Here is an 11,449-nt window from a genome sequence, read left to right as displayed (position 1 = left end):
GGGTCCTGTGGTGGCTGCGGGCTGGCAGCTTGCGTGCAAGCAGACAACAAAAAAGCCATTGCACATGGGTGCAATGGCTTGATGTTTGGTGCCCAGGAGAGGACTCGAACCTCCACGATGTTACTCGCTAGTACCTGAAACTAGTGCGTCTACCAATTCCGCCACCTGGGCTTTCAGGATGGAGCAATTATAGGAGGGTGTTGGTGGCGGTTTTAGAAAAACTGCAAAATTTTTCTCAAAAAAGATAGCGTGAGACTGCGGGTGGCTGTGCGCTGCCGCAAAGCATGCCCGGCCCAAAGCAAAAAAGCTGCTGCACATCGTGTGTGCAGCAGCTTTTGCTGTTTGGTGCCCAGGAGAGGACTCGAACCTCCACGGAGTTACCCGCTAGTACCTGAAACTAGTGCGTCTACCAATTCCGCCACCTGGGCTTTCAGGGAAGCCGCAATTATAGGGGTGATTTTTGACCGCTTCGGGGCAAATTCGGAAAATTTTTCAGAGCGCCGGGTGGGGGTGCCATTTCGCTCAGCGGCTGCCCCAGTTCCAAGGTGCTGCGAGCGGTTGCAGTGGCTGGTGCCGGCCAGGTTTGGCAAGTGATGCAAGCTGGCATGGCGCCCAAGAGAATACGGCATCACTGTACAGAGGAGTGTGGCGAGGGGGGGGGTCTGCCACCTCTGCAGCTGATGGTGTGGTGCCTGCCGAGCGCAGGCTATATCGGGAGCGCAAAGATGCGGTTTGCGCCGTCGATGCCCATCGCAGACAAAGAAAAAGCCGCTGCACGAAAGTGCAACGGCTTATGTCTGGTGCCCAGGAGAGGACTCGAACCTCCACGATGTTACTCGCTAGTACCTGAAACTAGTGCGTCTACCAATTCCGCCACCTGGGCTGATGATGCAGGGCAGTGCCCCTTATCGACTTTCCTAAAAAACCACTGTTGAACCAGCCCGTTAAGACTGATTTTTCACCGTTTTCACAAAACAAGTTGTACTTGTCGTTAAACTTGGTGCCCAGGAGAGGACTCGAACCTCCACGGAGTTACCCGCTAGTACCTGAAACTAGTGCGTCTACCAATTCCGCCACCTGGGCATTTCAGGAAAGAATCAGATTGTATATCAAAAAAACGGCTTCCAAAACAGGAGCAGATAATTTGTCAGAAGAAATTGAAGGTGTAGTCCAAGGCCACCGTGAAGGCCACGGCTTTGTGATCCGGGATGACAACGAAAGCGACATCTACATTCCGGCCAATGAAATGCGCGCCGTACTGCACCGTGATCGGGTCCGCGCCCGCATCGTGCGCACCGACCGCCGCGGCCGCCCCGAGGGCCGCATTGTTGAAATCATCGAGCGCTCCGCGCAGCCCATCATTGGCCGGCTGCTGCAGGAAAGCGGCGTCTGGCTGGTAGCGCCCGAGGACAAGCGCTATGGCCAGGATGTGCTGATCCCCAATGGGGCGATTGGCGCGGCCAAGACCGGCCAGGTTGTCGTGGTGGAGTTGACCGAGCCCCCAGCCTTGTTTGGCCAGCCGGTGGGCCGCGTTGTCGAGGTGCTGGGCGAGATCGACGACCCCGGCATGGAAATCGAGATTGCGGTGCGCAAATATGGCGTGCCCCATGAGTTCTCGGACGAGTGCCTGGCGCTGGCCAAGAAGCTGCCGGACAAGGTGCGCCTGGCCGACCGCAAGGCCCGCATCGACCTCACCGATATCCCGCTGGTCACCATCGATGGTGAAGATGCGCGTGATTTTGACGATGCGGTGTACTGCGAGCCCGCCAAGATTGGCCGCACCAAGGGCTGGCGCCTGCTGGTGGCGATTGCCGATGTGAGCCACTATGTGCAGAACGGCAATGCCATCGACGTTGATGCCTACGACCGTGCCACCAGCGTCTACTTTCCGCGCCGCGTGATCCCCATGTTGCCGGAGAAGCTCTCCAACGGCCTGTGTTCGCTCAATCCCAACGTGGACCGCCTGTGCATGGTGGCCGATATGCTGGTCACCGCCGATGGTGAGCTGCAGGCCTACCAGTTCTACCCTGCGGTGATGCACAGCCATGCGCGCTTTACCTATACCGAGGTGGCGGCCATTCTGGCCAACACCCGGGGCCAGGAAGCGATCAAGCGCAAGGAGCGTGTGGCTGACCTGCTCAACCTGCACGATGTGTACAAGGCTTTGCTGTCGGCGCGTGGCCGTCGCGGCGCGGTGGATTTCGAGACCACCGAGACGCAGATCATCTGTGACGAGAACGGCCGCATCGAGAAAATCGTGCCCCGCACCCGCACCGAGGCCCACCGCCTGATTGAAGAGGCGATGCTGGCAGCCAATGTCTGCGCGGCAGATTTCATCCAGCAAAGCGGCCAGCCCGGGCTCTTCCGGGTGCACGAAGGCCCGACGCCCGAGAAGCAGGACATCCTGCGCGGCTACCTCAAGGCCATGGGGGTGGGCTTGTCGATCAGCGACGACCCGAGTCCGGCTGAGTTCCAGGCCATTGCCCAGGCCACCAAGGACCGGCCCGATGCCCAGCAGATCCACACCATGCTGCTGCGCTCGATGCAGCAGGCGATCTACACGCCGATCAACAGCGGCCACTTTGGCCTGGGCTACGAGGCGTATACCCACTTCACCAGCCCGATCCGCCGTTACCCTGATTTGCTGGTGCACCGCGTTATCAAGGCCGCCCTGCTGGGCAAGCGCTACCAGCTGCCGCTGCTGCCCACGCCTGGAGAGGCCGAGGCCAAGCTGGCCAAGCGGCTGGCCAGCCGGGTGGCTGCCCCCAAGCAAAAGCTGCAGGCCGAGCGTGTGCAACGCGTATCGCGCGAAGTGCAGGCCTGGGAAGCGGCGGGCCTGCATTGCAGTGCCAATGAGCGCCGTGCCGATGAGGCCAGCCGCGATGTCGAAGCCTGGCTCAAGTGCAAGTACATGCGCGAGCACCTGGGCGAGGAGTACAGCGGCATGGTCTCGGCCGTCACCTCGTTTGGCCTGTTCGTGACCTTGGACCAGCTCTATGTCGAAGGCCTGATCCACATCACCGAGCTGGGGGGTGATTACTTCCGCTTTGACGAGATGCGCCAGGAGCTGCGCGGCGAGCGCACCGGCATCCGCTACACGATTGGCACCCGCCTGCAGATCCAGGTCAGCCGCGTGGATCTGGATGCGCGCAAGATCGACTTCCGCCTGGTGCGCGAGGGTGAGGATGCAGCCCGCGCACCGGCCTCCAACGGCCGTGCGGCCAAGGTGGCGTCGTCGCCGTCCAGCCGCCAGCGCGAGGGGCGCGATGAGGCCTATGACGCCCAGCGCGCCAGCCTCAAGCGCAAGGCCAAGGGTGCTGCGCATGCTGCCGGCAAGCCGCGTGGCAATGACCGGGGCGCCGGCGCGAGCAAACAACCGGGACAGAAGACACCGCGCAAACGCCGCTGATCGGCTGTGAATTCACTATGATCGAAGCTAGGCCATCCCCGGGATGGCCTGGCTTTTTTCGTTCACAGAGCTGAGAACTATCGAAGGAGTACGGATGACCGAGAAGACGCGCAAGATTGCAGTGGTGACCGGTGCGGGCACCGGGATTGGCCGCGCAGCGGCGCTGGCCTTGATGAAGGACGGCTGGTCGGTGGTGCTGGCCGGCCGCCGCGCGCAGCCTTTGCAGGAAGTGGCCAGCCATGTGGCAGACGCCGGCCAGGCCCTGGTGGTGCCCACCGATGTGGCCGACCCGGTGGCGGTCAAGGCCTTGTTCGATGCGGCCGTGGCCCAGTTTGGCCGCGTGGACATGCTGTTCAACAACGCCGGGCGCGGCGCGCCTGCGGTGCCGATCGATGAGCTGCCGGTCGAGACCTGGCAGGATGTTGTCAATGTCAACCTCAACGGCATGTTCTATTGCTTGCAGCAGGCTTTTCGCGTGATGCGCCAGCAGTCGCCGATGGGCGGGCGCATCATCAACAACGGCTCCATCTCGGCCCATGCGCCCCGGCCCATGTCGATTGCCTATACCGCCACCAAGCATGCGGTGATGGGCCTGACCAAGACCGCCGCGCTCGATGGCCGCAAGTGGAACATCGCTGTCGGCCAGATCGATGTGGGCAATGCCGGCACCGAGCTGGCGATGCGCATGACCCAGGGCGTCATGCAGGCGCATGGCGAGATTGCGCCCGAGCCACTGATGGATGTGGATGTTGTGGGCCAGTCGGTGCTCTATATGGCCAATCTGCCGCTGGAATGCAATGTGCTGTTCCACACGGTGATGGCCACCAAGATGCCGTTTGTGGGGCGCGGCTAAGTCCGAGTCTGGTTGTCAGCCTGGCCGTTGCAGGCTGCGCGCCAGGCGCGATGCCGTCAGCATGCGTGCCGGCGGCCAGATATCGGCCGCATGGCCATGCAGCCAGACGGCATGGAGCAGCGGCTGCCAGGCCTCCGCCCAGCTGCTGCCGGGCGGCAACGCTGCCAGGTGCGCGCCGATGCAGCCCGCCAGCACATCGCCGGTGCCGCCAATCGACAGGCGGGCATTGCCGCTGTGGTTGATGGCATAGCGCCCATCTGGCGCGGCAATGACCGAGCCGCTGCCCTTGAGCACTACCAGGCACTGCCATTGCTGCGCCGCCTGGCGCGCGGCGCCTATGCGGTCGCGCTGGATCTGCGCAGTGCTGCTGCCCAAGAGGCGCGCCAGCTCCAGTGGGTGGGGGGTGAGCACCGTGGGCCCAGTCGCACTGGCTTGGGCTGCCCGCTGCAGCAGCGCTGTTTGTACAGCGGCTTGGGCGGCGATGGCGTTGAGCGCATCGGCATCGAGCACCAGGCTGCCTGCATGCGGCAAGGCCTGAGGAATCACATCGCTGACCAGGCTGCCACCGCCGCAACCACAGACCAGGCTGCCGCGCAGTGCGCGCATGGCCTCCAGCGATCGGAGCATGATGTCGGCCGCGATGCCGCCAGGCCTGGGCGATGTGCAGCTGCTGCCCAGCAGATGTAGCATGACCCGGCCGGCCCCGGCATGCAGCGCCGCGCTGGCGGCCAGCATGGCGGCGCCTTCCATGCCCTGGCCATCGTGGCTGGCGCTTTGGCCGCCGATGACACCGACATCGCCAAACAGGCCTTTGTGGCTGTTGTGGGTGGGCAGAGGGTTTTGGGCGCGGATGACCAACTGGCCGGTGCCTGAGGAGGTATCCATATCGGCGGCAGGAATCCGGTCACAGCGCCAGACCGGGTTGTGGGCCGACAGCGGTGCCAGCCAGACCTCGCCGGCCCAGTCGCGCCCCTGCAGGGTAAAAAGCCCGGGCTTGAGGGCCAGCATGCTGAGCGTGAAGCGGCGGCCTCTGGGGGCTTGTGGCACCAGGGGTTCTAGCCATGGCAGCCAGGCGCCGGTATCGGCCAGCAGGCCCGAGGGCGTGTCGATGCACAGCACATCGCGATCGGTTTCCAGCAGCTGCTGCAGCCAGGCCAGCGCGGGGCCTTCGGTGGGGGCGCTGCGGCCGGCGCTCAGGCCAATGCCCCAGACTGCATCGATGGCCAGGTCGAAATGGGCGGGCGGTTGCGCGCTGATCGCCAGGCCTGCGGCCTGGGCGCGTTGCAGCGCATGGGCGGCATCGGCGGGCAGGGCCTTGCCGGCGCTGGGCTGCAGGCTGATATGCACGGTCTTGCCGGCGGCTCGCAGATGGATGGCGGCTTCGAGGCCATCGCCGCCGTTGTTGCCGGCGCCGCAGGCCACCCAGATATGCCGGGCATGCGGCGCAATCGCCAGGGCCAGGCGGGCTGTGGCTTCGCCAGCGCGGGCCATCAGGCGGTAGTGGGGCAGCGTGGCCGCCAGCGATTGCTCGCGCGCGCGAACCTGGTCGCTGGAGAGCAGGGCGGGATAGGGCAGAGTGGCAGAAGCGGGCATGGCACCATCGTAGCGCAGGCCCTGGCCTGGGTGGCTGGTACAGCTGGTTAGCGCAGGCGGTGAAGATCCAGCGCTTCGGGGGCGGTGCTGGTGCTCTGGCCCATGACCAGCTGGCGCACATGGTGGGCGCAGCCCATCGACAGCCCCCAGCCATAGCCGCCGTGGGCGGTGTTGAGCCAGACGCCCGGGATGCCGGAGGCGCCCACAACCGGCAGGCCATCGGGCACCGTCAGGCGCGCGCCGCGCCACATCTGCAGGATCGATTGGCTCGGCTGGATGCAGCCGGGGAACCACTCGAGCAGCACGCTGATCAGGGCGTGGCGGGCGTCATCGCTGCGCTCGGGGCTGTCGGCGTAGCCCAGCTCGGCGCCGCCGCTGATGCGCAGGCGCGAGCCCTGGCGCGTCAGGATCATGTTGTTTTCCAGATCGATGATTGCGCGGCGCGGGGCCAGCGACTCTTCGCTGATCTGGATGCTCGCGCTATAGCTATAGATAGGCGCGCTGGGCAGCTGCACATGGTGCGGGCGCAGCAGCTGGTTGGTGTGGGCGCCGGCGCAGAGCACCACCGCATCGAAATCCTGCGTGCCGGCGGTCAGCTGCACGCGCACGCCCTGGCCTGCACTCTGGATGCCGCTGACGGGCTGCTGGGTATGGAGCTGCAGGCCATGCGCTTGCAGCGCCTGCAGCAGCCCCTGCGAAAACAAGCGCCCATTGCCCGACCAAGCTTCCGGCAGGTGCAGGGCGCCGGCGATCTGGATCTCGGTGGCCAGGCCCGGCTCGATGGCGCGGGTTTGGGCTTCGTCGCAGCGCTGGTAGTCAATATGCGCGGCCGACAGGCGCCGGGTCAGTTCATACAGCGCAGCGGCGCTGGGCTCCTTGCGCAGCGGCAGCAGCAGGCCCTGGCTGAACTGGCCGTTGATCTCCAGCATTTCCTGCACATGCTGCATGCGCTGCATGGCCAGCAGCTCCAGCGACTGCAGCGCAGGCAGGGTTTCGCGGTCGCGCAGCTTTTTGGCAATGCCTTGCTGGCGGCGCGCCCAGCGGCGGGGAGAGGAGAGCACGCTGCCCTGGACCTGCAGCTCGGCAAACGCCGGGCGCGACATGCCCAGCTGCAAGGCTTGCTGGAAGGCGGTGGCACCCCAGGGATTGATCGCGCAAGGCCACATCAGCCCTGAGGGGGCAAAGCTGGCCTCCTCGCCAGCTGCGCGGTGCTGCTCGAAGATACTGACCTCGTTGCCGGCCTCCATCAGCTCGAAGGCCGTTGCTATACCTGCAATGCCTGCTCCAACGATCGCAATCTTCATAACAACAAAAACAGGGGGCCGTTCATAGGATGGGGCGCGGCCGGTGCAAGCATTTGCAAAAGCCGTGCGTTCGAGTGCCAGATTGTGCCTAGTTTTTTGCGCTTGCCGTGGTAAGGCGCGCCACTGTGGTTCAAAAAACGCAAGCAATCGTCAAGGTGGGGGTTGGTGCAACTTCTTCGCGACCCATGCCGGACTATGTTAGAATCCTAGGGTTTTGCCGAGTGTGGCTTGCCGCATCGGTTCAAAACGAAATCGCAAACCTGCCTACCTAAGGTGTTGCGGCATGCGGTGCACAGGCACGGCTGCCGTGATAGTGGGGCAGAATTTTAGACCTAACCTTCGGAGAAGATATATGTCCGTTACGATGCGCGAGATGCTGGAAGCCGGCGTCCACTTTGGCCACCAAACCCGTTTCTGGAACCCCAAGATGGGCCAGTACATTTTCGGTAGCCGCAACAAGATTCACATCATCAACCTGGAAAAGACCCTGCCTCTGTTCCAGGACGCACAAAAGTTCATCAAGCAGCTGTCGGCCAACCGTGGCACCATCTTGATGGTGGGCACCAAGCGCCAAGCGCGCGAAATCCTGGCCACCGAAGCACAACGTGCTGGCGTGCCTTACGTCGACCAACGCTGGTTGGGTGGCATGCTGACCAACTTCAAGACCGTCAAGACCTCGATCAAGCGTCTGAAGGACATGAAGGCCCAGCAAGAAGCAGGTCTGGAATCGATGAGCAAGAAAGAGCAACTGATGTTTGCTCGTGAGCTGGAAAAGCTGGAAAAGGACATCGGCGGCATTCAAGACATGAACGCACTGCCAGATGCCATTTTCGTGATCGATGTGGGCTACCACAAGATTGCCATCGCTGAAGCCAAGAAGCTGGGCATTCCTCTGATCGGCGTGGTTGACACCAACCACAACCCAGAAGGTATCGACTACGTGATCCCTGGTAACGATGACTCGGCCAAGGCTGTGGAGCTGTATGCTCGCGGTATCGCCGACGCGATCCTGGAAGGCCGTGCCAACGCCGTGAACGACGTGGTCAAGGCTGCTGCCGGCGAAGAAGGCGACGAGTTTGTGGAAGTGGAAAACACCGCTGCTTAATCCACAGGGCTGCCCATTGGGCCGCGAATGAAAAGCGGGGCTCCAGATTAGCCCCGTTTTTTTTACCTACGTTTCCACAATCACCCCAACTGAACTGAATACGGAGAGAGAAAAATGGCAATTACCGCAAGCATGGTGGCAGAACTGCGCGCAAAGACCGACGCGCCCATGATGGAATGCAAGAAGGCTCTGACCGAGGCTGATGGCGACATGGCCAAGGCCGAAGAGCTGCTGCGCGTCAAGCTGGGCACCAAGGCCGGCAAGGCAGCATCGCGTATTGCCGCTGAAGGCGTGATCGCCGCTGTGGTTGAAGGCAACAACGGCGCGATCATCGAAGTCAACAGCGAAACCGACTTCGTCTCCAAGAACGACAGCTTCATCGCCCTGGCCAATGCAGCGGCCAAGCTGGTCTCCGAAAAGAACCCTGCCGACGTGGCGGCCCTGAGCGCACTGGCTTACGAGCAAGACGGCTTTGGCCCCACCCTGGAAGACGTGCGCAAGGGCCTGGTCGGCAAGATCGGCGAGAACATGTCGTTCCGCCGCTTCAAGCGCTTCGAAGGCAGCAACCTGGCGCTGTACCTGCACGGCACCCGCATCGGTGTGGTGGTCGAGTTCGAAGGCGACGCGCAAGCGGCCAAGGACGTGGCCATGCACGTGGCTGCGATGAAGCCCGTGGCGCTGACCAGCGCTGACGTGCCTGCCGAGCTGATCGAGAAGGAACGCACCGTCGCTGCCGCCAAGGCGGAAGAGTCGGGCAAGCCCGCTGACATCGCCGCCAAGATGGTGGACGGCGCTGTGCAGAAGTACCTCAAGGAAGTCTCGCTGTTCAACCAGGTCTTCGTGAAGGCCGCTGACGGCAAGCAAACCGTCGAGCAAATGCTCAAGGCCGCCAACACCTCGATCAAGAGCTTCACGCTCTACGTGGTGGGTGAGGGCATTGAGAAGAAGGTGGATGACTTCGCTGCCGAGGTCGCCGCGCAGGTTGCGGCCGCCAAGGGCCAGTAATCATCCTGACAAAGGGGCTACGGCCCCTTTGTTTCACCTATCGTTTTTTCACCCATCCCCCACACCTGGAGCTCTCCACCATGTCCCAAAGCCCTGCCCACAAGCGCATTCTTCTCAAACTCTCCGGTGAAGCTCTGATGGGGGATGATGCTTTTGGCATCAACCGCGCAACCATTGTGCGGATGGTCGAGGAGATTGCCGAGGTGACTCGGCTGGGCGTTCAGGTCGCTGTCGTGATCGGTGGCGGCAATATCTTCCGCGGCGTGGCCGGCGGCTCGGTCGGCATGGACCGTGCCACTGCCGATTACATGGGCATGCTCGCGACGGTGATGAATGCACTGGCGCTGGCCGATGCGATGGACAAGCAGGGCCTGACAGCCCGCGTGATGTCGGCCATCGGCATCGAGCAGGTGGTCGAGCCCTATGTGCGCCCCAAGGCGCTGCAGTACCTTGAAGAGGGCAAGGTTGTGGTGTTTGCCGCAGGCACGGGCAACCCCTTCTTCACCACCGATACCGCAGCGGCGCTGCGCGGTGCTGAAATTGGCGCAGAATTGGTGCTCAAGGCCACCAAGGTCGACGGTGTCTACACGGCCGATCCGATGAAGGATCCCAATGCCACGCTCTACACCAAGCTGAGTTTTGATGAGGCGATGAGCCGCAACCTGGGCATCATGGATGCGACGGCCTTCGCCCTGTGCCGTGATCAGAAACTGCCCATCCGTGTATTCTCCATCGTCAAGAGTGGCGCGCTCAAGCGCGTGGTGATGGGTGAAGATGAGGGCACGCTGGTCTACGCCTGATGGGCGGCTGGCGTGTGCAAGTGCAGAATGTGGTAGTTAGGAGTTGACAATGACAGTCGCTGAAATCAAGAAGAATCTCGAAGGCAAGATGGACCAATCGATTGCCGCGTTCAAAAACAACCTGACCAAGATCCGCACCGGCCGCGCCAATCCCGCGCTGCTGGACACCATCCAGGTTGACTACTACGGCTCGATGATGCCGCTGTCGCAAGTGGCTAACGTGGCCTTGATAGACAGCCGCACCATCAGCGTGACGCCTTGGGAAAAGGCCATGGCGGCCAAGGTCGAAAAGGCCATCCGCGAAAGCGACCTGGGCCTGAACCCTGCTTCGATGGGCGACCTGATCCGCGTGCCGATGCCGCCGATGAGCGAAGAGCGCCGCAAGGAAATGACCAAGCTGGTCAAGGCCGAAGGCGAGAACGCCAAGATCGCCATCCGCAACCTGCGCCGTGATGCCAACGAAGGTGTCAAGAAGCTGGTCAAGGACAAGGAAGCGTCGGAAGACGACCAAAAGCGCTCGGAAGCCGAGGTGCAGAAGATCACCGACAAGCACATCCAGCTGATCGACCAGCTGGTGGTCGAGAAAGAAAAAGACATCATGGCGGTCTGATCCAGGTCTGGATCTGTTTTTCCGCGCATGACTGCTGCTGCAATACCGCACCACATTGCCATCGTGATGGATGGCAATGGCCGGTGGGCCAAACGCCGTTTTCTGCCACGCCTGGCAGGCCACAAGCAAGGGGTGGACTCACTGCGCCGCTGCGCCAAGGCCTGTGCCGAGCGCGGCGTCAAGGTGCTCACCGTGTTTGCCTTTTCTTCCGAGAACTGGAACCGGCCGACCGATGAGGTCGATGGCCTGATGAACCTGCTGGCCGGCGCACTTGCCAAGGAGGTGCCATCGCTGGCCCGTGATGGCATCCGTTTGTTCTTTGTCGGTGACCGCGCTTCCTTGTCTGCCAAGGTGCAGGCGGGCCTGGCGCAAGCCGAGCAGGCCACGGCCCACAACGACCGCATGGTGCTCAATGTCTGCTTCAACTATGGCGGCCGCTGGGATATTGCCCAGGCGGCGGCCAAGCTGGCCGCTGCGGGCCAGGCCATCACCGAAGTGGCCCTCAACGATGCCATGGCGCTGGCCCATGTGCCGGACCCCGATCTGCTGATCCGAACCGGTGGCGAGATGCGCATCAGCAATTTTCTGCTGTGGCAATCGGCCTATTCGGAGCTGTATTTCAGTGACAAGTGGTGGCCTGATTTTGACGAGCAGGCTCTGGACGAGGCGATGGCCGAATTCCAGCGGCGCGAGCGCCGCTTTGGCAAGACGTCCGAGCAACTGGTCCAGTCCCCCTCGTAGTGCACCTGCCCGCTGATGCCTGCTACTGT

Annotated in this window: 9 protein-coding genes and 4 tRNA genes; 7 read left to right on the top strand and 6 right to left on the bottom strand. The window is 62.7% G+C overall.

Annotated elements, in window-relative coordinates; all coding sequences use genetic code 11:
* Positions 1-86: 86 nt before the first annotated feature.
* From N4T19_RS06980 to N4T19_RS06965, 4 genes are all read right to left on the bottom strand, one after another.
* Positions 87-171 (bottom strand) — tRNA-Leu (locus N4T19_RS06980).
* Positions 172-343: 172 nt separating this feature from the next.
* Positions 344-428, bottom strand: a tRNA-Leu gene (locus tag N4T19_RS06975).
* 370 nt (positions 429-798) lie between these two features.
* Positions 799-883, bottom strand: a tRNA-Leu gene (locus tag N4T19_RS06970).
* A gap of 115 nt (positions 884-998) precedes the next feature.
* Positions 999-1,083, bottom strand: a tRNA-Leu gene (locus N4T19_RS06965).
* 19 nt (positions 1,084-1,102) lie between these two features.
* On the opposite strand from N4T19_RS06965, the gene rnr reads away from it, so the two are divergent.
* A complete protein-coding gene (gene rnr, locus N4T19_RS06960) occupies positions 1,103-3,409 on the top strand; it encodes a ribonuclease R (RefSeq protein ID WP_116924204.1) in 2,307 nt (768 codons plus the stop codon).
* Positions 3,410-3,503: 94 nt separating this feature from the next.
* A complete protein-coding gene (locus tag N4T19_RS06955) occupies positions 3,504-4,262 on the top strand; it encodes an SDR family oxidoreductase (protein WP_116924203.1) in 759 nt (252 codons plus the stop codon).
* Positions 4,263-4,277: 15 nt separating this feature from the next.
* Here the strand turns inward: N4T19_RS06955 and N4T19_RS06950 are convergent, their stop codons facing one another.
* Together N4T19_RS06950 and N4T19_RS06945 are read right to left on the bottom strand one after the other, a co-directional pair.
* Entirely contained in the window at positions 4,278-5,855 is a 1,578-nt protein-coding gene (locus N4T19_RS06950; protein WP_260719733.1) for an NAD(P)H-hydrate dehydratase, read from the bottom strand.
* A 47-nt stretch (positions 5,856-5,902) separates the two neighbouring features.
* Positions 5,903-7,159, bottom strand: a complete 1,257-nt coding sequence (locus N4T19_RS06945) for an NAD(P)/FAD-dependent oxidoreductase (RefSeq protein ID WP_116924201.1) — start codon at positions 7,157-7,159, stop codon at positions 5,903-5,905.
* A gap of 352 nt (positions 7,160-7,511) precedes the next feature.
* Here N4T19_RS06945 and rpsB point away from each other — a divergent pair, with 352 nt between their 5' ends.
* The 5 genes from rpsB (at position 7,512) to uppS (ending at position 11,420) form a co-directional block, all read left to right on the top strand.
* Complete coding sequence (gene rpsB, locus N4T19_RS06940) at positions 7,512-8,264, top strand: 30S ribosomal protein S2 (protein ID WP_116924200.1); 753 nt, start codon at positions 7,512-7,514, stop codon at positions 8,262-8,264.
* A 114-nt stretch (positions 8,265-8,378) separates the two neighbouring features.
* The gene (gene tsf / locus N4T19_RS06935; RefSeq protein WP_021026556.1) at positions 8,379-9,269 is read left to right on the top strand and encodes a translation elongation factor Ts; all 891 of its coding nucleotides are present in this window, start codon (positions 8,379-8,381) and stop codon (positions 9,267-9,269) included.
* Positions 9,270-9,349: 80 nt separating this feature from the next.
* The gene (gene pyrH / locus N4T19_RS06930) at positions 9,350-10,069 is read left to right on the top strand and encodes a UMP kinase (RefSeq protein WP_116924199.1); all 720 of its coding nucleotides are present in this window, start codon (positions 9,350-9,352) and stop codon (positions 10,067-10,069) included.
* Positions 10,070-10,118: 49 nt separating this feature from the next.
* Entirely contained in the window at positions 10,119-10,679 is a 561-nt protein-coding gene (gene frr, locus N4T19_RS06925; RefSeq protein ID WP_021026558.1) for a ribosome recycling factor, read from the top strand.
* Between the two features lie 27 nt (positions 10,680-10,706).
* The gene (gene uppS / locus N4T19_RS06920; RefSeq protein ID WP_260719732.1) at positions 10,707-11,420 is read left to right on the top strand and encodes a polyprenyl diphosphate synthase; all 714 of its coding nucleotides are present in this window, start codon (positions 10,707-10,709) and stop codon (positions 11,418-11,420) included.
* The last annotated feature ends 29 nt before the right edge of the window (positions 11,421-11,449 follow it).

It is taken from the genome of Comamonas squillarum, from assembly GCF_025309455.1.
Classification (GTDB): Bacteria; Pseudomonadota; Gammaproteobacteria; order Burkholderiales; family Burkholderiaceae_C; genus Comamonas; species Comamonas squillarum.
This window is presented reverse-complemented; position numbering and strand designations above follow the sequence as displayed.

Excerpts from the sequence above, each read along its gene's own strand:
- tsf (WP_021026556.1), top strand. The coding sequence starts at position 8,379 with ATGGCAATTACCGCAAGCATGGTGGCAGAACTGCGCGCAAAGACCGAC.
- frr (WP_021026558.1), top strand. The coding sequence starts at position 10,119 with ATGACAGTCGCTGAAATCAAGAAGAATCTCGAAGGCAAGATGGACCAA.
- N4T19_RS06945 (WP_116924201.1), bottom strand. The coding sequence starts at position 7,159 with ATGAAGATTGCGATCGTTGGAGCAGGCATTGCAGGTATAGCAACGGCC.
- N4T19_RS06950 (WP_260719733.1), bottom strand. The coding sequence starts at position 5,855 with ATGCCCGCTTCTGCCACTCTGCCCTATCCCGCCCTGCTCTCCAGCGAC.
- rpsB (WP_116924200.1), top strand. The coding sequence starts at position 7,512 with ATGTCCGTTACGATGCGCGAGATGCTGGAAGCCGGCGTCCACTTTGGC.
- uppS (WP_260719732.1), top strand. The coding sequence starts at position 10,707 with ATGACTGCTGCTGCAATACCGCACCACATTGCCATCGTGATGGATGGC.
- N4T19_RS06955 (WP_116924203.1), top strand. The coding sequence starts at position 3,504 with ATGACCGAGAAGACGCGCAAGATTGCAGTGGTGACCGGTGCGGGCACC.
- pyrH (WP_116924199.1), top strand. The coding sequence starts at position 9,350 with ATGTCCCAAAGCCCTGCCCACAAGCGCATTCTTCTCAAACTCTCCGGT.